Consider the following 21,052-nt stretch of genomic DNA (forward strand, 5'->3'; position numbering starts at 1 on the left):
GGCATCACGACCGGTAGTCCGGGTAGCCGTAGCCGACGACGTCGTCTGTGGAACGTTCCTTTACGCGGACGGCGTTGTCGGTGTTGCCCTCGACGGCCTCGATCGTGCCGTCGTCGATCTCCTCGACGACCAGGCCGACGTGCCGGATGTCGTCGAAGGACTTGCCGCCGTCCCACGCGTAGAAGACGATCGCGCCGGGCCTCGGCTCGGTGCCCCAGCGCCCGTGCTCCTGGAACCAGCGGGCGTGCGCGACCGTCCAGGCGTCGCTGCCGACCTGGTCGCCGAAGCCGATCTGCTCGCCGACCCAGGAGACGAACATGTCGCACCAGTTCGCGTCGCTGTAGCCGTCGAGGGACCCGCCGTCGCGCGCGAGCGTCTCCCGCGCGCGGGACGTGGACATGTACCACTCCTGGAACTTGGTCTCGCCGCCGCCGTCCTCCTCGACGCCCACCTGCGAGCGGGCGAGCCTGATGGCCTGCGCGGCGGTGGGCCGCGACTTCCCGGCCGCTCTGGCGGAGGGCCTGCCGGACGACACGGCCGACGGCCGCTCGGGCCGGGTCTTCTTGGGGGTCTTCGAGGCGCGGATCCTGGGCTCGCCCTCGGACTTGCGCCTGGACGGGTCGCCGTGCGCCGCCAGGCCGGGGGCCAGGTCGGCCGCGGCGGCGGACCTCACCGGGGCGGAGCCGAACGGCAGGACCGACGCCTGCGCCGTGGCGGCGGCGGTGCCGAGCACGGCGGCGCCGACGACGACGCCGCCGGTCGTCCGCCACGTGATGGAAAGGGGGTGCGGCTTCCGGTGCTTGCCCGGGGCCTTCTTGCGGTGCGCGCGTGGCACGGGGGTCTCCTCGGCTTCCATGGCGCCTACCGGGTTAGCTGACGGGTTCGGGCGTGGAAGCCGCCCTACGGCCGCGAAGGCAGGCCGATTCACCCCGAAAAGGACACAGTGGGTCCCCGGTTCCGCGTCGGACGCGCATGCGGGGCACGGCGGTCCGCGGATTCGGCGGTGGCGTGCCCGGGGGCGGGCACACCGGTTCGGATTGGGGGAGCTCCGGCGGCGGGGGGTGCCTGCGGAGCGAAAGGGGGGGCCGGGGCGTGGTCGCGTGGCGGCCACGCCCCAGGTACCGCTGCGGGATTCTCTCCTTCTCTTCCAGACGCCTACCGGGTTAGCTGACGGGTTCGGGCGTGGAAGTGGCCCTACGGCGGCTCTCGCCGGTGCCCCGGGAGAGACGCGCCGATTCACCCCGGGTGCCGGAATGCCCGTCCGGAAAGACTCTCCGGACTCCGGCGGATATGGGTCCCCGGTTCCGCTCTTCGGCGGATTCGGCGCTGCCGCTGCGATCCTGGGGGCGATATGGGGCCCTGCGCGGGACCTGTCTCCCGCGTGCGAAAGAGCGGCGCCTGATGTTGTGTGCGGACGGCGCCCCGTCTCCGGGGCCGTCCGGGGCCTGCCCCGTGTAGGCCACTGCGGCAGCACGCTCGGCGCCATGCACGCGGCAAGCGTGCGCACGGTGGGGCGGGGGTAGGCCTGGTCTGCGTCGAGACCGTGCGGCGCCTGCGGGCGCCGCGGGACGGCACGTGGGGCGTGCCGCCCGGGGGTGCGGCGCGTGGCTCGCGCCGCCGTCACGCGGGTGCTGGATGCTCCGCGTGGGACCGGGGCGCCTGGGGGGCGCCGCGGGTCCACGGCGTCTGGAGGGCGCCGTGAGTGGTGACAAGGTACCAAAGCCCCAAGAGAAGGCAAACCCCCCCAAAATCAACAACGGACCAGGTCAAGCCCGGTCCGTTGTCGATGAGGGCCCCGTCACACCCGCGCCGCGGGGGTGTCAGGGCGGTGCGTCAGGGGCGTCCGGCGCCGTAGTAGTTGCTCAGGTAGTAGCCGGAGGTGATGTCGCTGATCTTGACGACGTCGCCGGTGTGCGGGGCGTGGATCATCTTGCCGCCGCCCACGTACATGCCGACGTGGCCGAGGTTGCTGAAGAAGACCAGGTCGCCGGGCTGCAGGTTGCTCTTGGCCACCCGCTTGGTCGCGGCGTACTGGGAGTTGGTGGTGCGGGTGATGCCGACGCCCGCGGCGGCCCAGGCCTTCATGGTCAGGCCGGAGCAGTCGTAGGAGCCCGGGCCCTCGGCGCCGTAGGAGTAGGGCTTGCCGAGCTGGGCGTAGGCGAAGTCGAGCGCCGCGCGGGCCGGACCGCTGGCCGGGCCGTTGTAGGTGCCGCCGGTGCCACCGCCGCCGCCCGGGCGCGACGGCGTGCCGCCGCCGAGCCGGCGCACGAGCGCCTTCTGCTTCTGGACCTGCTTGTCGAGCTCCTGCTTCTGCTTCTTCAGCTCGTCCTGCTTGGACTTCACCTCGTCGTAGGCGGACTTCGCCTGGGCCTGCTCGCGGCGGAGCCGCTGGGCCGTCGCAAGGAACTGGGTGAGCTGGGAGCTGCGCTCGTGCGACAGGTGCGAGAAGACGGCCGCCTGGTCGAGGATCGACTGCGGGTCCTTGCTGCCGACGAAGCCGGTGACGTCGGCCGAGTCACCGTTCTTGTACGCGGTGGCCGCCATCTGAGCGATCTTGGACCGCTGCTCCTCGAAGCTTGCCTGCTCCTGCTTGCTCGCCTTGGTCGCGGAGTCGAACTTCTTCTTGGCGACCTTGAGCTTCTCGCGGTTCTGGTTGAACTGCTCGACCTTCTGGTCCATCTGCTCGTTGAGCTTGTCGAGCTTCTTCTGGGCCTGCGCCCGGGTCGGCTTGGGCTCGGCGTGCGCCACCACCGGGGAGCAGGTCAGGGAGACCGCCACGGTCAGGCCGGCGACGGCCGCCAGGCGACGGGAGACGCCTCTGCCCGCGGAACCCGCCCTGCGGGCAGGCCGCTGCGCCGGTGCCCCGATGTGATCATTGGCCACGGTCGGTTTCGCCCCTCTCGTCCAACGACGTCAGCGGACGACATTAGCGAGGGGCAACAGCCGTCACAACCGATTCATCACTCTTTGATTGACATCTGCGGACATCATCCACTTTTCGTGACGTGATGATCACGGACCGCGAGGCTTGCCTTATGAGAGCCTTATGGCCGCCTTATGGGCGGGCCCGCCCTAGGAGCGGCCCAGCCTGCGCAGCAGCAGGGAGGAGGGGCAGGGGCGCGCGCTGGCGCGCCGCGCGGCGTCGGCGACCTCCCGGTCGGACGACACCACGACCACCGACCGGCCTGGCGGCTCCGCCCGCACGAGCTCGCCGATCAGCTCGTCCGCCGTCTGCCCCGGGCGGCTGAACAGCACCCGCACCCCGCGCGGCGCCGCGATGGCGACCGGCGCCTCCAGCTCCGCGCCGTCGAACACGCACGTGACCTCGGCGCGCGTCTGCGCGGCCAGCCCGCCGAGCCCGGACAGCAGCCGGCTGCGCTGGTCGGCCAGCGGCAGCTCCCCGTACCCGGTCTTGGTGACGTTGTAGCCGTCCACCACCAGGTGCACCTGCGGGAGCGTGAGCAGCCTGTCCAGCAGCTGCGGGTCGCTGTCGGACAGGGCCCGGCCGGGCAGCGCGCGGTGCGCCAGCCGGTCCGGCTCCAGCCCGCCGACCGCGTCGGCGGGACGGCCGATGGTGGAGGGCAGGGCCAGCTCCCGGCGGACGCCCTGCGCGGCGTCCACGAGCGCGTCGAGCAGCATCCGCAGCCGGACGTCGTCGACGTTGCGCCCCTCCCGCGCGGCCCGCCTGGCGGCCTCCGCCGCCTCCTCCGCCCGCGCGGCGCGGGCGCGCAGCCTGCGCAGCTCCTTGTCCGCGGCGGCGGTCGACTCGCGCGCGGCGGCGAGCTCGCGGTCGGCGTCGGCGGCGACCGCGAGGGCGCGCTCCTCCGCCGCCCGGTACCGGGTGCGCGCGTCGTGCAGCTTGCGGCGCAGCTCCGCGACCTCGGCCTTGGTCTCGCGGAGCTCGGCGCGCAGCTTGGCCAGCTCGGCGCCGCGGGCGTCGCGGGTCGCGGCCAGCTCGGCCTTCAGCGCGGCGATGCGGCGCTCGGCCTCCTCCTCCTCGGACGCGGTCGCCGAGCGCGCCAGCTCCTCGCGCGCCGATTCGACGAGCGCGGTCCAGCCCGCCGGGCGCAGCAGGTAGGCCAGCACCGCGACGCGCACCGGATCGGCCGCGGGCGGCACGTCCCCGCCCTCGACCACCTCCGCCAGGTCGGCCTGCGCCTCTCGGAGCGGCACGGCGACCCGCCGCCGGAACTCCTCGTCCTTCTCCAGCGCCGCCGCGATGTGCTGGCCCGCGAGCTTGGCGCGCTTGCGGCGCTCGAACCGCGCGAACCGGCGCAGCGGCGGGGGGACCTCGTCGGCGGGCAGCGTCCCGATCAGGTCGGCGGCGACCTCCACCACGCCCTGCCGCACCGCCTCGGGCAGCGGGCGGGCGAGCTTCTCCGCGGGATCCCCGCGGCCGGGGGTCGCTTCGGGGCCGCTGTCGATGATCCCGCTCCTTCCGGGCTGCGCCGCCGGTGGGCTGTGTGTTCCCGAGCGCACCCGCCCTAACCAGGGCGAACGCGTGATCGGACGGATCGCGCCGAACCCTCGGCGGGATGCCTCCCGCCCGTCCCCGCGGCCCCCGACCGGCGGGACGTCCCGGCACCCCCCAACCCTAGCGGCACGAAGTTCTGTCGGTGGGGTCCTCTACGGTCGCGCACATGACGGCTGCGCACGGTGTCCAGGGCCGCGGGGTCCAGGCGCACGGCGTCCAGGGCACCCTGGACGACCTCGGCACCCCGCTCCGCGACGTCACCTTCGTGGTGGTCGACCTCGAGACCACCGGCGGCTCGGCGGCCGACTCGGCCATCACCGAGATCGGCGCGGTGAAGGTGCGCGGGGGAGAGGAGCTCGGCGAGCTCGGCACGCTGGTCGACCCGGGCGGGCCCGTCCCGCCGTTCATCACCGCGCTGACCGGCATCACCACCGCGATGGTGACGGCCGCGCCGCGCATCGAGTCGGTGCTCCCGGCGTTCCTGGAGTTCGCGCGCGGCTGCGTCCTCGTCGCGCACAACGCCTCGTTCGACATCGGGTTCCTCAAGGCCGCGTGCGCCGCGAACGGCTACGCGTGGCCCGCCTTCCCGGTCGTCGACACCGTCGACCTCGCGCGGCGCGTCCTGTCCCGCGACGAGGTGCCCAACTGCAAGCTCGGCACGCTGGCCCGCTACTTCCGGACGTCCAACGAGCCGACGCACCGGGCCCTCGCCGACGCCCGCGCCACCGTCGAGGTCCTGCACGGCCTGATCGAGCGGCTCGGCTCGTTCGGCGTCACCTCGCTGGAGGAGATGCGCGGCTTCGCCAAGGCGCCCACCCCAGAGCAGCGCCGCAAGCGCCACCTCGCCGACGACGTCCCGTCCACCCCGGGCGTCTACCTGTTCGAGGACCACGCCGGCGAGGTGCTCTACGTGGGCAAGAGCGGCGACCTGCGCTCGCGCGTGCGCAGCTACTTCACCGGCTCGGAGACGCGGTGGCGCGTCCGCGAGATGGTCGGCCTCGCCGAGAACGTCCGCACGATCGTGTGCGCCACCGGGCTGGAGGCCGAGGTCCGCGAGCTGCGGCTGATCGCCGAGCACAAGCCGCGCTACAACCGCCGGTCCAAGTTCCCCGAGCGGGCGATCTGGCTGAAGCTGACCGTGGAGCCGTTCCCGCGGCTGTCCATCGTGCGGGAGTGCCGCGCCGACGGCGCCCGCTACCTCGGGCCGATCTCGTCGCGGCGGCAGGCGGAGGAGGCGCGTGCCGCGCTGCACGAGGCCGTGCCGCTGCGCCAGTGCACCCAGCGGCTGACGCTCCGGCTCATCGAGCGCGGCAAGGCGCGCTCGTGCGCGCTCGCCGAGCTCGGCCGCTGCGGCGCCCCCTGCGACGGCCGCGAGTCCGCCGACGCCTACGCCGTGCACACCGGGACGGCCCGCGCCGTCATGGAGGGCGACGTGCGGCCCGTCGTGGCCGCCGCCCAGGTGCGCATCGACAGGCTCGCCGCCGAGCTGCGCTACGAGGAGGCCGCCGCCCAGCGCGACCGGCTCGCCGCGTTCGTGCGGGCCGCCGCGCGCGGGCAGCGGCTCGCCGCGCTGGCCCGGCTGCCCCAGCTCGTGGCGGCGCGCCCCGCCTTCGACGGCGGCTGGGAGCTGTCGGTCGTGCGGTACGGCCGGCTCGCCGCGGCCGGCACCGTTCCGCCGAACGCCCGGCCCCGCCCCTACGTCGACGCGCTCATCGCGACGGCCGAGACGGTGTTCCCGCCCTCGGGGGAGGCGCCGGGCGGCGTCGCCCTCGGCGCGCCCCCCTCGCAGGGCGCGACCGCCGAGGAGATGGAGTGCGTCCTGCGCTGGCTCGACCTGCCCGGCGTCCGCCTGGTCGAGGTCGACGGCCCGTGGACGTGTCCGGTGCACGGCGCCGAGGGGTTGCGCGAGTGGATCGACAAGGCCTACGACCGGTCGTACGCCCGGCCTGAGGCGGCCCCTCGCGGGCCGCGCCGCCACTAAGGTGACGGTGTACACCCGGCAACCGGAGGACGACCCCGCATGGCACTGCCTCTCTACGACAGTCAGCCTGCGCGGCGCATCCCCTGGGTGACGTACCTGCTGATCGCGGTCAACGTGGTCGTCTTCCTGCTCACCCCGATGTCGAACTTCGCCGCCTGGTACGGCAAGGGTGCGGTCCGCGAGTGCAAGGCGACGCACTTCACGTTCGAGTACGGCGCCGTGCCCAAGGAGCTGACCACCGGAGACCAGCAGCCGCTGCCTTCGGAGGTCGTGCACGACTGCGGCCCCGCGAACTTCCGCAAGGCGCCCTGGACGACCGCGTTCACCTCGATGTTTCTGCACTCCAGCGCCCTGCACCTGCTGGGCAACCTGGTCTTCCTGTTCGTCGTCGGCATGGGCGTGGAGGACAGGCTCGGCCGGTGGCGCTACCTGCTCGCCTACCTGGCGTTCGGGCTCGTCGCCGTCTACGGGTTCGCCTGGACGTCGCCCGACGCCACCGTCCCGCTCATCGGCGCGTCCGGCGCGATCGCCGGGGTGATGGGCGCCTACGTGATCCTCAACCCCCGGGGCCGCGTCGTCAGCTGGGTGCCGCCGGTCATCGTGATCCGGCTGCCGGTGTGGGTGGTGCTCGGCTACTGGTTCGTCCTGCAGTGGCTGTCCCTCGGGGACGCCAAGAGCAACGTGGCCTACACCGCGCACATCTACGGCTTCGTGGCGGGCGTGGTGTTCGCGCTGCTGGCCCGCCGCGCCGGTCCGGCCCGCCGCCTGGCCGCGCTCAGCCGCGGCTGACCGCGGCCCCGTCCCGTACCCGCCGGCCCGGCGCGGGCGTCCCCTCGCGGTCGCGCGCCCGGCTTCCCCGGTAGGGTCGGAGCGTCCGATTCTGCGGGGAGGGTGCAGTGGTCACTGCGATCGTGTTCGTCAAGGCCGACGTCGCGCGCATCCACGAGGTGGCCGAGACGATCGCCGCGCTGGAGGGCGTCAGCGAGGTGTACTCCATCACCGGCGACCACGACCTCATGGTGATGGTCCGGGTCCGCCGCCACGAGGAGCTCAACGACGTGATCCCGGGCCGCCTCAACAAGGTCCCCGGCATCGTCGGCACCGAGACCCACATCGCGTTCCGCACCTACTCCCAGCACGACCTGGAGCAGGCCTTCGCCCTCGGCCTCCCCGACGCCGACTGACACCGACTGACGCGGCCGGGCGCGCGCTAGAAGCCGACCACGAGGGCGATGCGGTCGACGCCGGTCCCGCAGGGGCGGGCGGCGTAGCCGGGCACCTCGCGGTAGACGGCGCCCGGGGGCCAGCTCGCGGTGTTGGACGCCATGACGCGGCCGGGGGCGTTGACGACGAACGCGGGCGCGGGGATCTCCCGCAGCGCCGGGACGACCTCGTTCTCGAACGTCCGGGCGAACACGTCGGCGGCCGCGACGCCGGCGAACTCCCCGGCCACGCGCACAGGCGCCGACAGGGTGAGGACGTACTCGTCGCTGCACAGGTAGTCGACGTAGGGGCCGCAGACGGTCCTCTCGGCGCCGCCTTCGGGTCCCGTGAACCACTCCCAGGCGGTGTAGTCGTACAGGGCGCTGCTCTCGGGGTTCAGGTCGCGCAGCAGCTGGGACGGCCGCCCGGCCGGGCCGGTCTGCCACCACTCCATGTACCAGGCGGCGTCGGCGAGCAGGCGGGGCGCGGCGATGAAGCCGAGGCCGCAGACCAGCGGGCCGAGCCGCGCGAGCAGCAGCGGGCGCAGCCCGGCGAGGTCGGCGCGGGCGGGGGTGCGGCCGGCGCGGTGGACGTCCTCCAGGCACCGCTCCGTCGCGTCGCGCACCTGCGCCACGGTCGTGAAGACGCCGTCCAGGGTCGCGCGGACGTGTGCCGCCGCCGCGCCGACGGCCGGTGGCTCGGCGGGCATGGGTCCCCCTCGGGGTCTCAGAGTGCGAGCCGTCGTTCAATCAGACGTTCTACCGCATTCGAGACGTGACTTTCAGCGACATCGCGGGCCCGGGCGCCGTCGGCGGCCTCGATCGCGCCGACGAGCGCGGCGTGCTCGGCGCCGACGCCCCCGCGCCGGTCGGGCAGGTCGTGGACGGCCCAGACGAGCGGTCCGATCTCGGCCTGGAGCCGGATCTCCTCCCTGGTGAGCCGGCCGGACTGGGACGCGGCGGCGATCTCCAGGTGGAGCCGGCCGTCCAGCCGGCACATCCCGGCGCCGGAGCCCGCCTCGTCCATCTCCTCCAGCGTCCGGCGCAGCCGCCGGACGTCGCCGGGCAGCGACCGCGCGGCGGCGAGGCGGGCGGCGGCCCCGGCGATCGCGGCGTAGTGGTCGCCGAGATCGCGGAGCTCTTCCGCGCTGAGCGAACGCAGCCGCTCATCGAGATCGAACGCCCTGGCAGGGGCCCGGACGAAGCTGCCGCCGCCGCGCCCCCGGCGGGTGTCGATGAGCCCTTGTTGACGCAAGGCCATCAGTGCTTCGCGTAGTGTGACCGTTGATACACCGAGATATGCCGACAGGTCGGTCTCACTGGGCAGCTGTTCGCCGTCGCCGAGGAGGCCGAGCGCGATCGCGTCGCTGAGGCGCCGTACCACCGCGTGCACCCGCGCGGTGTTGTCGACGGGAGCGAACACGACGAGGTGCGCGCTGTCCATGGGCCCCCTCCCGGTGTTGACACAGTGATACCGGAACATCACTTGAACTTAAACCTATGAATCCATATGTTTTCGGTCATGCCGGCTTCAGCGGTGAGGATCCGCGATCTGCGCAAGACCTTCGGCCCCGTCGAGGCGGTGGCGGGAGTCGACCTCGACATCGGGGACGGCGAGTTCTTCTCCATGCTCGGCCCGTCCGGGTCGGGCAAGACGACCGTGCTGCGGCTCATCGCGGGCTTCGAGCGGCCGACGGCTGGAACGATCGAACTCGGCGGCAGGGACGTGACGTCGCTCGCCCCGTTCGACCGTGACGTGAACACCGTCTTCCAGGACTACGCGCTCTTCCCGCACCTGGACGTGCTCCGCAACGTCGAGTACGGCCTCAAGGTGCGGCGGGTGCCGAAGGCGAAGCGCCGCGAGCGGGCGCTGGAGGCGCTGCGCAGCGTCCGGCTCGACGGGATGGGGGCGCGCCGCCCCGCCGAGCTGTCGGGCGGCCAGCGCCAGCGGGTCGCGCTCGCCCGCGCGCTGGTGAACGAGCCGAAGGTGCTGCTGCTCGACGAGCCGCTCGGCGCGCTCGACCTGAAGCTGCGCGAGGAGATGCAGGTCGAGCTGAAGAGCATCCAGCGCAGGGCCGGCATCACCTTCGTCTTCGTCACCCACGACCAGGAGGAGGCGCTGACCCTCAGCGACCGGATCGCGGTGCTCGACCGCGGCCGCGTCCAGCAGGTCGGCACGCCCGCCGAGGTGTACGAGCGTCCCGCCACCGAGTTCGTCGCGGGCTTCGTCGGCACGACCAACCGCATCGGCGAGGTCTGCGTGCGGCCGGAGAAGCTCCACGTCCACGACGGCGGCGCGGACGGCGCGGACGGGCCGGACGCGGGGGACCGGCAGGCGCTCGGCACGGTCGCCGAGGTCGTCTACGCGGGCGCGGTCACCCGGTTCGTCATCGACCTGGAGTCGGGGGAGCGGGTCGTCGCGCTGGAGCAGAACCTGCGGACCTCCTCCATGGACGTGCTGGGCCGGCGCGGCGCGCGCGTGCGGATCAGCTGGCACGAGGCGCACGAGTTCCGCGTGTCGGGCGCCGGCGCCGCGCCGGCGCGCACCCCTTGAACCACCCCGAAAACCCCCGAAAAAACCCCCACCATAAGGAGTTCCCCATGTGGTCCACGCGCATGGCGCTCGCCACCGCGGCGACGCTGGCGATCGGACTGGCGGCCGCCGCCTGCGGCGGCGACTCGGGCGACAAGGCGACCGGAGCCGGGCAGGGCGGCTTCTCGGTCCCCAAGGTGCCGATGCAGCAGTCGCTCGGCAAGAGCGAGGGCCAGGTCAACCTGGTCGCCTGGGCCGGGTACGCCGAGGACGGCTCCAACGACCCCAAGGTCGACTGGGTCACCCCGTTCGAGAAGCAGACCGGATGCAAGGTCAACACCAAGGTCGCCGGCACGTCCGACGAGATGGTGACCCTCATGAAGACCGGCGAGTACGACGCGGTCTCCGCCTCCGGCGACGCCTCGCTCCGGCTGATCGCCTCCGGGACGGTCGCGCCGGTCAACACCAAGCTCGTGCCCAACTACGCCGACGTGTTCGCCGGGCTGAAGAACAAGCCCTGGAACTCGGTGAACGGCACCTCCTACGGCATCCCGCACGGGCGCGGCGCCAACCTGCTCATGTGGCGCACCGACAAGGTCAAGACGGCCCCCGACTCGTGGGGCGCGGTGTTCGACGCGAACTCCCCGTACAAGGGGAAGATCACTGCCTACGACTCGCCGATCTACATCGCCGACGCCGCGCTCTACCTGATGTCGGCCAAGCCCGAGCTCGGCATCAAGAACCCGTACGCGCTCGACCAGAAGCAGTTCGACGCGGCCGTGGAGCTGCTGAAGACCCAGCGCGGGCTCATCGGCGAGTACTGGTCCGACTACACCAAGGAGGTCCAGGCGTTCAAGAGCGGCGACTCGGTCCTCGGCACGACTTGGCAGGTCATCGCGAACCTCGCGCAGGGCGAGAAGGCGCCGGTGAAGGTCGCCCTGCCCAAGGAGGGCTCCACCGGCTGGTCGGACACCTGGATGGTCGGCGCGAAGTCCAAGAACCCGAACTGCGCCTACAAGTGGCTGGACTGGATCGTCTCGCCCAAGACGAACGCGCAGGTCGCCGAGTGGTTCGGTGAGGCCCCGGCCAACGCCAAGGCATGCGCGGAGACCGCGGACAAGACGTTCTGCGACACCTTCCACGCCACCGACGAGAGCTACTTCTCCAAGGTGCACTTCTGGACGACGCCGATCGCCCAGTGCCTCGACGGGCGCAAGGACGTCAAGTGCGTCGACTACTCCAAGTGGACCCAGGCGTGGACCACGATCAAGGGATGACCGCTCCCGCCACCGCCGGCGGGAAGGACGGCCGCCCGGCGCCGGGGACCCGGCGCCGGGCGGCGGCCCTGCTGTACCGCCGCCCCCGGCTGCGCCTGTCGCTGCTGCTGTCGGCGCCGCTCGCCTGGCTGGTCGTCGTCTACCTCGGCGCGCTCGCCGCGATCTTCCTGACCGCGTTCTGGACGACCGACGTCTTCACCGGCGAGGTCGTCCGGCAGTTCACGCTCTCCAACTTCCAGATCCTGGTCGACGAGCCGGTGTACCGGACGGTCGCGCTGCGCAGCCTCGGCGTCGCCGTCGCCGTCACCCTCATCGACACCGCCATCGGCTTCCCGATGGCGCTGTACATGGCCAAGGTCGCCAGGCCGCGGTACCGGCCGTACCTGGTGATCGCGATCCTGGCGCCGCTGTGGGCCGCCTACCTCGTCAAGGCGTACGCGTGGCGGGTGATGCTGGCGCAGGGCGGCCTGGTCGACCAGGTGCTCGGGCCGTTCGGGCTCTCCGGCCCCGGCTACGGCCTCACGGCGACCGTGCTGGTGCTGGCCTACCTGTGGCTGCCGTACATGATCCTGCCGGTCTACGCGGGCCTGGAGCGGCTCCCGGACTCGCTGCTGGACGCCTCCGGCGACCTCGGCGCCCGCCCGCTGCGCACGTTCCGCTCCGTCGTGCTGCCGCTGGTGTTCCCCTCGCTGGTGGCCGGGTCGATCTTCACGTTCTCGCTGTCGCTCGGCGACTACATCACCGTGAAGATCGTCGGCGGCCGAAGCCAGCTGCTCGGCAACGTCGTCTACGACAACATCGGCGCCGCCAACAACCTGCCGTTCGCGGCGGCGGTCGCCACGATCCCGGTGGTGGTGATGCTCGGCTACCTCGCCGCGGCCCGCCGCACCGGCGCGCTCAGGGAGCTGTGATGACCCTCTCGCCGGCCGCGCGGATCGCGCTGCGCGTCCTGATGTTCCTCGGCCTCGCCGTCATCTACGTGCCGCTGCTGGTCGTGCTGGTCAACTCCGTCAACGCCGACACCACGTTCGGCTGGCCGCCGTCCGGGTTCACCGGGCGCTGGTGGTCGCAGGCGCTGGACAACGAGGGCGCCCGGCAGGCCGTCCTCACCAGCGTCAAGGCGGGCCTCGGCGCGACGGCCGCCGCGCTCGTGCTCGGCACCATGGCGGCCTTCGCGGTGGCGCGCCACCGGTTCTTCGGGCGCGAGACGGTGTCGCTGGTCGTCGTGCTGCCGATCGCGCTGCCCGGCATCGTCACCGGCATCGCGCTCAGCAACGCCTTCCAGGTCGTGCTGAAGCCGCTCGGGATCGGGCTCGGCCTGTTCACCGTGATCGTCGGGCACGCCACGTTCTGCGTCGTCACGATCTTCAACAACGTGCTCGCCCGGCTGCGGCGCACCGGCACCAGCCTGGAGGAGGCGTCCGCGGACCTCGGCGCCGACACGTTCCAGACGTTCTGGCACGTCACGTTCCCGGCGCTGCGCTCCGCCCTGCTCGCCGGGGGCCTGCTGTCGTTCGCGCTGTCCTTCGACGAGATCATCGTGACCACGTTCACCGCGGGGCCGGGCGCCCAGACCCTGCCGATCTGGATCTTCAACAACCTGTTCCGCCCCAACCAGGCCCCGGTCGTCAACGTGCTCGCCGCGGCCCTGATCGTGCTGTCGGTGATCCCGATCTACATCGCGCAGCGGCTGTCGAACGGCGCGCGCGGCGTCGCGTGAGCGCGGTGCGGCCGGGTTGAGCGCCGTGGGGACGGGGCGAACGCCCGGGTGAAGGCCTGCGCGGGCGTCAGCCGCGCAGGCTCCGGGAGGCGTCGACCCAGCGGTCGAGGAGGGTGGTCGCGGCCCCCGAGTCGACCGCGGCGGCGGCGCGCCCGTAGGCCTCCCGCAGCGTCGCGGTGAGGTCCGCGGCGGGCGGCGCCCCCTCGTAGGCGGTGATGAGCGCGGCGGCGTTGAGCAGCACCATGTCGCGGACGGGCCCCGGCCGCCCCGCGAACGTCTCGCGCGCCACCCGCCCGTTGAAGGCCGCGTCGGCGCCGCGCAGGTCCTCCGGCTTCGCCGGCGGGATGCCGAGGTCGGCCGGGTCGAAGGTCGTCTCCGTCGCCGTCCCGTCGCGGACGACCCACACCGTGGAGGTGCCCGTGGTGGTCAGCTCGTCGAGCCCGTCGTCGCCCCGGAACACCAGCGAGGAGCAGCCGCGCGCGGCGAACACGCCCGCCATCACGCCCGCCATCCGCGGGTGGAACACCCCGACGGCCTGGGCCCGGGGGCGCGCCGGGTTCGTCAGCGGGCCGAGGAAGTTGAAGACCGTGGGCGTGCCCAGCTCACTGCGGGTGCGCGAGGCGTACTTCAGCGCCGGGTGGTAGAGCGGCGCGAAGCAGAAGGTGATGCCGACCTCGTCGGCGAGCCGCGCGGTGGCCTCGGGGGGCAGGTCGATCGCGACCCCGAGGTGCTCCAGCAGGTCGGCCGCACCGCAGGACGACGACGCGGCGCGGTTGCCGTGCTTGACGACCCGCACGCCCGACGCGGCCGCGACCACGGCGGCCATCGTGGAGACGTTGACGGTGTGGGCCCGGTCGCCGCCCGTCCCGACGAGGTCGGCGATGTCGCCGGGCACGTCGATGGGGGTGGCGTTGTCCATCATGCCCTCGGCGAGGCCGGTGACCTCCTCGACCGTCTCGCCCTTGGCGCGCAGCGCCACGGCGAACCCCGCGATCTGCACGTCGGTGGCCTCACCGGACATGATGCTGTTCATGGCCCAGGACGTCTCCTCGCTGGACAGCGAGGAGCCCGACACGAGGGCGTTGAGCAGTGCGGGCCAGGTGGTGCGCGCGTCCATGTCGCCTACAGGGTCGTGGTGGCCGGCGTCGTCAGAGGCGATGCCGGAGAAGGGCGGTCGTGGAAGGGCTACGGCGTAGCGGAAGGGCCGCGGCGGAGGGTCACAGGGCCGGGAGGCGGCTCTGGAGGCGCTGCCGCATCAGCCCGGCGAGCGCGTTCGCGAGGGCCATCGGGTCGATCGGCAGCCCCACCACGGCGTCGGCGCGCGACCAGGTGGCGAGCCAGCCGTCGTCGCGGCGGCCGATGATCGCGAGGACGGGCGGGCAGTCGTACACCTCGTCCTTGGCCTGCCGGCACACGCCGAGGCCGCCCGCGGGCTGCGCCTCGCCGTCGACGATCAGGACGTCGACGCCGCCCCGGTCGAGCCGGGCCACGACGGCCGGCTGGGTGGCGCACTCCTCGAACTCGACTTTCGGGAGGTCGGCGGCCGGACGGCGCCCGATCGCCATCCGGATCTCGGCGCGGGTGTTCGCGTCGTCGCTGTAGACGAGGACCTTCATCGGGCTGTCCGGGGCGGTGCTCATGCACGTGAGGGTACCGGGTGCGCGGCGCCCGTGACACGCTCGGGGAACCCTAGATGGGGGGTCATGCGTCACTCACTGGATAGGGGCGCAATAATGCTGGCGTGACAGCATCCGCGATAGAGACAACACCTCACGCACGGGCGAACCGTCCCAATCTGGTCAGCGTGGGGACGATCGTTTGGCTGTCGTCCGAGCTGATGTTCTTCGCGGCCCTGTTCGCGATGTTCTTCACGATCCGCTCTGTGACGATCGGCCAGTCCGGCCCCGACGCGTGGCCGGGCGCCCCGCTGGACCTGCCGCTGTCGGCGGTCAACACGACCATCCTGGTGCTCTCCTCGGTGACCTGCCAGATGGGCGTGTTCAAGGCCGAGGCGGGCAAGGTCGGGCGTGACGGGAGCCTGCTGAACCCGGCCCGCTGGGGCCTGCGCGAGTGGTACGTGCTCTCGTTCCTCATGGGCGCCTACTTCGTCGCCGGGCAGGCCTACGAGTACTCCCAGCTGGTCACCAAGGACGGCCTCACCTTCTCGTCCTCGGCCTACGGCTCGGTCTTCTACCTGGCCACCGGCTTCCACGGCCTCCACGTGATCGGCGGCCTCGTCGCGTTCCTGTTCCTCCTCGGACGCACCTACGCCGCCAAGCGGTGGACGCACGAGCAGGCCACGAGCGCGATCGTCGTCTCGTACTACTGGCACTTCGTCGACGTGGTGTGGATCGGCCTGTTCTCGGTCGTCTACCTGCTCGACGTCTGACCGACCCGACCCACCCGACATGACCCGAACGGGGACTTCCGTGAAAAGGATCACCGCATGGCGACGGCGCCCGTGGGCGGGCTACGCCGTCGTGCTGGCGGCCCTGGCGGCGATCGGCGCGATCTACGCCGGCTTCTCGCCGCGGACTGACCGAGCCGAGGCGCAGACCACCGCCCAGGCGGCGCAGGACCTGAAGAACGGCCAGCAGCTCTTCAACAAGAACTGCGCGAGCTGCCACGGTCTGAACGCCGAGGGCACCAAGGACGCCAAGGGCAACCCGATCGCCCCGAGCCTCATCGGCGTCGGCGCCGCGGCCGTCGACTTCCAGGTCGGCTCGGGCCGCATGCCCGCGGCCAACCCCGGCGCGCAGATACCGCGCAAGACGCCGATCCCCGAGTTCAACATCTCCCTCAAGACCGATTACGAGGAGAAGGAGAAGCGGGAGGCGGCCGAGAAGCAGAAGGCGCAGGCCGAGAAGAACCTGCACGACCTCAGCGCCTACGTCGCCTCGCTCGGCGGCGGCCCGGCGGTCCCCCCGGCGTCGGCCGTGGACCCGAAGACCGGCGACGTCGCGCTCGGCGGGAAGCTGTTCCGCACCAACTGCGCGCAGTGCCACAACTTCACCGGCCAGGGCGGCGCCCTCACCGGTGGCAAGTACGCGCCGTCGCTGTCGAACCCCGACGTCACGCCCACCCAGATGTACGAGGCCATGCTGACCGGGCCGCAGGCGATGCCGGTGTTCAACGACACCACGCTCACGCCGAAGGACAAGCAGGCGATCATCGCCTACCTCGTCCAGACGCGCGAGGAGCCGAACCCCGGCGGTAACGGCCTCGGCCGCATCGGCCCGGTGACCGAGGGGCTGGCCGGCTGGCTGGTCGGCATCGGCCTGCTGGTCCTGGCCGCCATGTGGATCACCGCGAAGAAGCCGAAGAAGCTGAAGAAGTCATGAGCGACGACAACAAGGACACGGCGGGCCGGCCCGGCCCGCGCGAACGTGTGATCGGCACGCCGTCCCCGGCGCGCGAGAAGGCCCTGCTGGCCGAGGACAACATTTCGGCGCCGGCGGGCGTGGGAGAGCAACTCGACGAGGCGTCGGCCAAGCGCGCCGAGCGGATCGTCGCGACGTTCTTCCTGGTCGCGTTCGCCGCCAGCGTGGCGTTCATCGCCTACTTCATCGGCTGGAGCGGCCGCGACGGCGGCATGCACGGCGTCACCCGGGCCCGCGAGTCCAACCTGTGGCTCGGCGGCCTGATGGCGCTGTCGTTCCTCGCGCTGGCCGTCGGCATCACCATCTGGGTGCGCCGGCTGATGACCAGCAAGCCGATCGTCCAGGAGCGGCACGAGCTGGCCGCCGACGAGGAGACCCGGGCGGCCTTCACCGAGGACTTCCTCGAAGGCGCCGACGACAGCGGCATCACCAAGCGGCCCCTGCTGCGCCGCACGCTGCTGCTGGCCGCCGCGCCGCTCGGCCTGGCCCCGCTGGTGCTGCTGCGCGACCTCGGCCCGCTGCCGGAGAAGCGGCTCCGCCACACCTACTGGGGCGAGGCCGTCAAGAAGGCGCAGGCGGAGGGCAAGAAGGGCGTCCGCCTGGTCGTGGACGGCACCAACAAGCCGCTGCGGGTCAGCGACTTCTCCGCCCCGGGCTCGATGATCACGGTCCTGCCCGAGGGCATCGAGGAGGAGGTCCCCGAGGACCAGGTGCTGACGCAGAACGCCAAGGCGGTCACCATCCTCATCAACGTCCCCGCCGAACAGTTCAAGCCCGCCAAGGGACGCGAGAACTGGCACGTCAACGGGATCGTCGCCTACTCCAAGGTGTGCACGCACGTCGGCTGCCCCGCGGCCCTGTACGAGCAGACCACGCACCACATCCTCTGCCCGTGCCACCAGTCGACCTTCGACGCCACCGACGCGGCGAAGGTCGTCTTCGGGCCGGCGGCCCGGCCGCTGCCCCAGCTGCCGCTGTCGGTGGAGGACGGGTACCTCATCGCCACGAGCGACTACCACGAACCCGTCGGACCGAGCTTCTGGGAGCGCGGATGAGCGAGGCGACAGCCCCGAAGGCGGTCGAGGCGCCGCTGACGTTCCTCGACGACCGCCTCGGCTCCACCACCTTCTTCAAGCGGAACATGAAGAAGGTCTTTCCGGACCACTGGTCCTTCATGCTGGGCGAGATCGCCCTGTACTCCTTCATCATCCTGCTGCTGACCGGGACGTTCCTGACGCTCTGGTTCCAGCCGAGCATGACGGAGACCGTGTACGAGGGCTCGTACACGAAGCTGCAGGGCGTGAAGATGTCCGAGGCCTACGCCTCGACGCTGCACATCAGCTTCGACGTGCGCGGCGGCCTGCTCATGCGGCAGATCCACCACTGGGCCGCGATCCTGTTCATGGCGTCGATCCTCGCGCACATGCTGCGCGTGTTCTTCACGGGCGCCTACCGCAAGCCGCGCGAGCTGAACTGGCTGATCGGCATCGGCATGTTCACGCTGGGCATGCTGGAGGGCCTGTTCGGGTACTCGCTGCCTGACGACCTGCTGTCCGGCACCGGCCTGCGCATCACGCAGGGCGTCGCGGAGTCGATCCCGGTGGTCGGCACCTACATCTACATGTTCCTGTTCGGCGGCGAGTTCCCCGGCACGGACATCGTCCCGCGCCTGTACATGCTGCACATCCTGCTCATCCCGGGCCTCCTGCTCGGCATGGTCACCGCGCACATGATGATCATGTGGGTGCAGAAGCACACGGCGATGCCGGTCAAGAACCAGACCGAGCACCAGGTGTACGGCTACCCCTTCTACCCGGTCTTCATGGCCAAGACGGGCGCCTACTTCCTGTTCACCTTCGGCGTCCTCGCGCTGCTCGGGGCGTTCGCCCAGATCAACCCGATCTGGCTGTTCGGGCCGTACGACCCCGGTGCGATCTCGTCGGGCTCCCAGCCCGACTGGTACATGGGCGTCCTCGAAGGCGCGCTGCGCATCATGCCGAACTGGGAGGTCTCCGCCTGGGGCCACACGGTCAGCTTCAACGTGCTGATCCCGGCCCTGGTGCCGCTCGGCATCGTGTTCGGCGGCGCGGCGGCCTGGCCGTTCGTCGAGCAGTGGGTGACCGGCGACAAGCGCCACCACCACGTGAACGACCGGCCGCGCAACGCCCCGGTCCGCACGGCGACGGGCATCGCGGCGGTCACCTTCTACGGGCTGCTGTGGGTCGCCGGCGCCAACGACGTCATCGCGGACAAGTTCCACGTGTCGCTGTTCGCGACGACGTGGTTCTTCCGGGTCGCGTTCTTCCTCGGGCCGATCATCGCGTTCATCGTCACCAAGCGGATCTGCCTGGGCCTGCAGCGCCGGGACGCCGACGTCGTCGGGCACGGCGTGGAGAGCGGCGTGATCCTGATGTCGCCGGACGGGAAGTTCTCCGAGCGGCACGAGGCGCCGCGCGACGAGGAGCGGCACGTCCTGCTCTCCAAGGAGAACGCCCGGCCCGAGGCCCCGGCCCGCGACGCCCGGGGCATCCCGGCGCCCGGCACCAAGGGCCCGATCGGGCACCTGCGCTCGCGCCTCAACCGGGCGTGGACGTTCGACGACATCCCCGTCGAGGAGCACGAGCACCCGCACGGCGAGCAGGCGGAGATCGAGGGCGGCGCCACGTCGCACGAGGTCCGGCACTGATCGTCCGCGCATCCGGGGCCCGTCACCGCATCGCCGGTGGCGGGCCCCTGCGCGTGCCGGACGGCCGGGAGGCCGCCCGGCGATGACCAGGACGCTGTTCGTCACCAACGACTTCCCGCCGCGACCGGGCGGCATCCAGGCGTTCGTGCACGGCCTGGCCGTGCGGCGCCCGCCCGGCTCGGTCGTCGTCTACGCCCCGGCCTGGAAGGGCGCCGCGGAGTTCGACGCGCGGCAGCCGTTCCCGGTCGTCCGGCATCCGGGCTCCCTCATGCTGCCGGAGCCGGGGGTGCTGCGCCGCGCCGCGGACGTGCTGCGCGCGGAGGACTGCGACTCGGTGGTGTTCGGGGCGGCGGCGCCGCTCGGCCTGCTGGCCCCGGCGCTGCGCCGCCGCGGGGCGGAGCGGCTGGTCGGGATCACCCACGGGCACGAGGCGGGCTGGGCGGCGCTACCGGTGGCGCGGAACCTGCTGGGCCGCATCGGGGACGGCGTCGACGTCCTGACCTACCTCGGCGAGTACACCCGCTCCCGGATGGCGCGCGCGCTGTCGCCAGAGGCGGCGGCGCGGATGGCCCGGCTCGCGCCCGGCGTCGACGAGGCGCTCTTCCACCGGGGCGCGGGCGGCGAGCAGATCCGCGCGCGGCACGGGCTGGCCGGCCGCCCGGTGGCGGTGTGCGTGTCCCGCCTCGTCCCGCGCAAGGGGCAGGACGCCCTCATCCGCGCCTGGCCCCGCGTCCTCAGGTGTCTGCCGGACGCCGCCCTGCTCCTCGTCGGCGGCGGGCCCTACCGGGGCGACCTTGAACGCCTCGCCGCGTCCCTCGAGGTCGAGCGCTCGGTCGTCTTCACCGGCGGCGTCCCCTGGGAGGAGCTGCCCGCGCACTTCGACGCGGGCGACGTCTTCGCGATGCCGTGCCGCACCCGCCGCCGCGGCCTGGACGTGGAAGGCCTCGGCATCGTGTACCTGGAGGCGTCCGCCACCGGCCTCCCGGTCGTCGCGGGCGACTCGGGCGGCGCCCCCGACGCCGTCCTGGACGGCGAGACGGGCCTCGTGGTGCCGGGCCGCTCCGTCCCCGCCATCGCCGAGGCCGTGACGGGCCTTCTCGAAGACCCGGAGCGGGCCAGCGCCATGGGCGAGAAGGGCCGGGCCTGGATCGAACGGGAGTGGCGGTGGGACGTCCAGGCGGGCCGCCTGGGGAAGCTGCTCACCCCTTGAACGTGACCGCCCCCAGGGCGAGGACCCGCCCCCGCGCCGTAGGCGGGTCCTCGCCCTGGGGGCGGCGGCTCAGCGGCGCCTGAACGCGCCTGATCCGGGAGTGCGTCGTTCCGGGCTCGGGCACCCTGGGGCGCCCGAGCCCGGAACGACGCCGTGGGCGCGCGCCCCGCCCCCGGAGACCTGTTCCACGCGGACCGCCCCTGCCGAGGTGGGGTGGGTGTGATCCTCCGCCGCCCGACCCGGTGCCCTTGCGGGAGAGAACCTGGAGTCGGGCACACCGCGCGGGACGGCCGGCGGGTACGGATCGGGTCCGCGTGGACGGGAGCGCGGGGCACGGCCCCGGCATCCGGCACCGTGGGGCCCGGCCCCGCGACGGTGCCCGACCGCGGACGCGCAGGAGGCGTGGACGGCCCCCGGGGAGATCCCGTGTCGCGGTGATCGTGCCATCGGGGCCCACCTCCTGCCGCTGCTCTGCGTCCGCGGTCGCTGACGTTTCCGAAGCTAGAGCCGTTCGCGGGCCACCGCCGCGCCATTAATGCGCACTTAATGAGCGGATCAGTCATCGCTAAGCCGCCGCCTGCCGGCGGCC

At 72.5% G+C, this 21,052-nt stretch carries 19 protein-coding genes and 2 riboswitches; of the genes, 12 read left to right on the forward strand and 7 right to left on the reverse strand.

The annotated features are described in order from the left end of the window. Nucleotides 1-4: 4 nt before the first annotated feature. The 3 genes from ABWI07_RS35640 to ABWI07_RS35650 all read right to left on the reverse strand — a co-directional run bounded on the left by ABWI07_RS35640 (nucleotide 5) and on the right by ABWI07_RS35650 (nucleotide 4,479). Complete coding sequence (locus ABWI07_RS35640; protein WP_353821269.1) at nucleotides 5-835, reverse strand: CHAP domain-containing protein; 831 nt, start codon at nucleotides 833-835, stop codon at nucleotides 5-7. 7 nt (nucleotides 836-842) lie between these two features. Next, nucleotides 843-1,013, reverse strand: a riboswitch (cyclic di-AMP (ydaO/yuaA leader). Between the two features lie 124 nt (nucleotides 1,014-1,137). Beyond that, nucleotides 1,138-1,336, reverse strand: a riboswitch (cyclic di-AMP (ydaO/yuaA leader). A 497-nt stretch (nucleotides 1,337-1,833) separates the two neighbouring features. After that, the gene (locus ABWI07_RS35645) at nucleotides 1,834-2,883 is read right to left on the reverse strand and encodes a C40 family peptidase (RefSeq protein ID WP_149257439.1); all 1,050 of its coding nucleotides are present in this window, start codon (nucleotides 2,881-2,883) and stop codon (nucleotides 1,834-1,836) included. Nucleotides 2,884-3,072: 189 nt separating this feature from the next. Then, a complete protein-coding gene (locus tag ABWI07_RS35650; RefSeq protein WP_200841679.1) occupies nucleotides 3,073-4,479 on the reverse strand; it encodes an NYN domain-containing protein in 1,407 nt (468 codons plus the stop codon). A gap of 161 nt (nucleotides 4,480-4,640) precedes the next feature. Here ABWI07_RS35650 and ABWI07_RS35655 point away from each other — a divergent pair, with 161 nt between their 5' ends. The 3 genes from ABWI07_RS35655 to ABWI07_RS35665 all read left to right on the forward strand — a co-directional run bounded on the left by ABWI07_RS35655 (nucleotide 4,641) and on the right by ABWI07_RS35665 (nucleotide 7,639). Beyond that, the gene (locus ABWI07_RS35655) at nucleotides 4,641-6,455 is read left to right on the forward strand and encodes a DEDD exonuclease domain-containing protein (RefSeq protein ID WP_353821270.1); all 1,815 of its coding nucleotides are present in this window, start codon (nucleotides 4,641-4,643) and stop codon (nucleotides 6,453-6,455) included. 39 nt (nucleotides 6,456-6,494) lie between these two features. Then, the gene (locus ABWI07_RS35660; RefSeq protein WP_149257437.1) at nucleotides 6,495-7,244 is read left to right on the forward strand and encodes a rhomboid family intramembrane serine protease; all 750 of its coding nucleotides are present in this window, start codon (nucleotides 6,495-6,497) and stop codon (nucleotides 7,242-7,244) included. Nucleotides 7,245-7,351: 107 nt separating this feature from the next. Beyond that, nucleotides 7,352-7,639: an Lrp/AsnC family transcriptional regulator gene (locus tag ABWI07_RS35665; protein WP_149257436.1), complete on the forward strand. Its 288-nt coding sequence runs from the start codon at nucleotides 7,352-7,354 to the stop codon at nucleotides 7,637-7,639. Nucleotides 7,640-7,665: 26 nt separating this feature from the next. Here ABWI07_RS35665 and ABWI07_RS35670 read toward each other — a convergent pair whose 3' ends face one another. Together ABWI07_RS35670 and ABWI07_RS35675 are read right to left on the reverse strand one after the other, a co-directional pair. Then, nucleotides 7,666-8,367 (reverse strand): cache domain-containing protein, encoded by a 702-nt coding sequence (locus ABWI07_RS35670; protein ID WP_149257435.1) that lies wholly within the window; start codon nucleotides 8,365-8,367, stop codon nucleotides 7,666-7,668. A 17-nt stretch (nucleotides 8,368-8,384) separates the two neighbouring features. Continuing rightward, nucleotides 8,385-9,101: a FadR/GntR family transcriptional regulator gene (locus ABWI07_RS35675; RefSeq protein ID WP_149257434.1), complete on the reverse strand. Its 717-nt coding sequence runs from the start codon at nucleotides 9,099-9,101 to the stop codon at nucleotides 8,385-8,387. 78 nt (nucleotides 9,102-9,179) lie between these two features. Here ABWI07_RS35675 and ABWI07_RS35680 point away from each other — a divergent pair, with 78 nt between their 5' ends. From ABWI07_RS35680 to ABWI07_RS35695, 4 genes are read left to right on the forward strand one after another with little or no spacing between them, the layout of a single operon-like run. Beyond that, the gene (locus ABWI07_RS35680) at nucleotides 9,180-10,211 is read left to right on the forward strand and encodes an ABC transporter ATP-binding protein (protein WP_353821271.1); all 1,032 of its coding nucleotides are present in this window, start codon (nucleotides 9,180-9,182) and stop codon (nucleotides 10,209-10,211) included. Nucleotides 10,212-10,258: 47 nt separating this feature from the next. Then, nucleotides 10,259-11,467 (forward strand): ABC transporter substrate-binding protein, encoded by a 1,209-nt coding sequence (locus ABWI07_RS35685; RefSeq protein WP_200841677.1) that lies wholly within the window; start codon nucleotides 10,259-10,261, stop codon nucleotides 11,465-11,467. Next, nucleotides 11,464-12,378 (forward strand): ABC transporter permease, encoded by a 915-nt coding sequence (locus tag ABWI07_RS35690; protein ID WP_353821272.1) that lies wholly within the window; start codon nucleotides 11,464-11,466, stop codon nucleotides 12,376-12,378. Before ABWI07_RS35685 ends, ABWI07_RS35690 begins: the two co-directional genes overlap by 4 nt. After that, entirely contained in the window at nucleotides 12,378-13,187 is an 810-nt protein-coding gene (locus ABWI07_RS35695) for an ABC transporter permease (protein ID WP_149257431.1), read from the forward strand. The genes ABWI07_RS35690 and ABWI07_RS35695 overlap by 1 nt, the downstream gene beginning before the upstream one ends. A gap of 67 nt (nucleotides 13,188-13,254) precedes the next feature. Here the strand turns inward: ABWI07_RS35695 and trpD are convergent, their stop codons facing one another. Both trpD and ABWI07_RS35705 read right to left on the reverse strand, forming a co-directional pair. After that, complete coding sequence (gene trpD, locus ABWI07_RS35700; RefSeq protein ID WP_149257430.1) at nucleotides 13,255-14,304, reverse strand: anthranilate phosphoribosyltransferase; 1,050 nt, start codon at nucleotides 14,302-14,304, stop codon at nucleotides 13,255-13,257. Nucleotides 14,305-14,404: 100 nt separating this feature from the next. Then, nucleotides 14,405-14,827, reverse strand: coding sequence for a response regulator transcription factor (locus ABWI07_RS35705; RefSeq protein WP_149257429.1), 423 nt, complete (start codon nucleotides 14,825-14,827; stop codon nucleotides 14,405-14,407). Between the two features lie 101 nt (nucleotides 14,828-14,928). Between ABWI07_RS35705 and ctaE the strand changes: the two genes are divergently transcribed. The 5 genes from ctaE (at nucleotide 14,929) to ABWI07_RS35730 (ending at nucleotide 20,463) form a co-directional block, all read left to right on the forward strand. Continuing rightward, nucleotides 14,929-15,576: an aa3-type cytochrome oxidase subunit III gene (gene ctaE, locus ABWI07_RS35710; RefSeq protein ID WP_149257428.1), complete on the forward strand. Its 648-nt coding sequence runs from the start codon at nucleotides 14,929-14,931 to the stop codon at nucleotides 15,574-15,576. Between the two features lie 40 nt (nucleotides 15,577-15,616). After that, the gene (qcrC, locus tag ABWI07_RS35715; protein WP_149257427.1) at nucleotides 15,617-16,528 is read left to right on the forward strand and encodes a cytochrome bc1 complex diheme cytochrome c subunit; all 912 of its coding nucleotides are present in this window, start codon (nucleotides 15,617-15,619) and stop codon (nucleotides 16,526-16,528) included. Further along, a complete protein-coding gene (gene qcrA / locus ABWI07_RS35720) occupies nucleotides 16,525-17,622 on the forward strand; it encodes a cytochrome bc1 complex Rieske iron-sulfur subunit (RefSeq protein WP_149257426.1) in 1,098 nt (365 codons plus the stop codon). Before qcrC ends, qcrA begins: the two co-directional genes overlap by 4 nt. Continuing rightward, nucleotides 17,619-19,253, forward strand: a complete 1,635-nt coding sequence (qcrB, locus tag ABWI07_RS35725) for a cytochrome bc1 complex cytochrome b subunit (protein WP_149257425.1) — start codon at nucleotides 17,619-17,621, stop codon at nucleotides 19,251-19,253. The genes qcrA and qcrB overlap by 4 nt, the downstream gene beginning before the upstream one ends. A gap of 82 nt (nucleotides 19,254-19,335) precedes the next feature. After that, the gene (locus ABWI07_RS35730; protein ID WP_149257424.1) at nucleotides 19,336-20,463 is read left to right on the forward strand and encodes a glycosyltransferase family 4 protein; all 1,128 of its coding nucleotides are present in this window, start codon (nucleotides 19,336-19,338) and stop codon (nucleotides 20,461-20,463) included. Nucleotides 20,464-21,052: the final 589 nt, after the last annotated feature.

Origin of the sequence: Actinomadura sp. NPDC000600 (genome assembly GCF_040492135.1) — a bacterium.
Lineage (GTDB): Bacteria > Actinomycetota > Actinomycetes > Streptosporangiales > Streptosporangiaceae > Spirillospora.

Coding starts and splice junctions, on each gene's coding strand:
- ABWI07_RS35655 (WP_353821270.1), top strand. CDS start 4,641: ATGACGGCTGCGCACGGTGTCCAGGGCCGCGGGGTCCAGGCGCACGGC.
- ABWI07_RS35660 (WP_149257437.1), top strand. CDS start 6,495: ATGGCACTGCCTCTCTACGACAGTCAGCCTGCGCGGCGCATCCCCTGG.
- ABWI07_RS35670 (WP_149257435.1), bottom strand. CDS start 8,367: ATGCCCGCCGAGCCACCGGCCGTCGGCGCGGCGGCGGCACACGTCCGC.
- ABWI07_RS35675 (WP_149257434.1), bottom strand. CDS start 9,101: ATGGACAGCGCGCACCTCGTCGTGTTCGCTCCCGTCGACAACACCGCG.
- ABWI07_RS35680 (WP_353821271.1), top strand. CDS start 9,180: ATGCCGGCTTCAGCGGTGAGGATCCGCGATCTGCGCAAGACCTTCGGC.
- ABWI07_RS35685 (WP_200841677.1), top strand. CDS start 10,259: ATGTGGTCCACGCGCATGGCGCTCGCCACCGCGGCGACGCTGGCGATC.
- ABWI07_RS35690 (WP_353821272.1), top strand. CDS start 11,464: ATGACCGCTCCCGCCACCGCCGGCGGGAAGGACGGCCGCCCGGCGCCG.
- ABWI07_RS35695 (WP_149257431.1), top strand. CDS start 12,378: ATGACCCTCTCGCCGGCCGCGCGGATCGCGCTGCGCGTCCTGATGTTC.
- trpD (WP_149257430.1), bottom strand. CDS start 14,304: ATGGACGCGCGCACCACCTGGCCCGCACTGCTCAACGCCCTCGTGTCG.
- ABWI07_RS35705 (WP_149257429.1), bottom strand. CDS start 14,827: ATGAGCACCGCCCCGGACAGCCCGATGAAGGTCCTCGTCTACAGCGAC.
- qcrA (WP_149257426.1), top strand. CDS start 16,525: ATGAGCGACGACAACAAGGACACGGCGGGCCGGCCCGGCCCGCGCGAA.
- qcrB (WP_149257425.1), top strand. CDS start 17,619: ATGAGCGAGGCGACAGCCCCGAAGGCGGTCGAGGCGCCGCTGACGTTC.
- ABWI07_RS35730 (WP_149257424.1), top strand. CDS start 19,336: ATGACCAGGACGCTGTTCGTCACCAACGACTTCCCGCCGCGACCGGGC.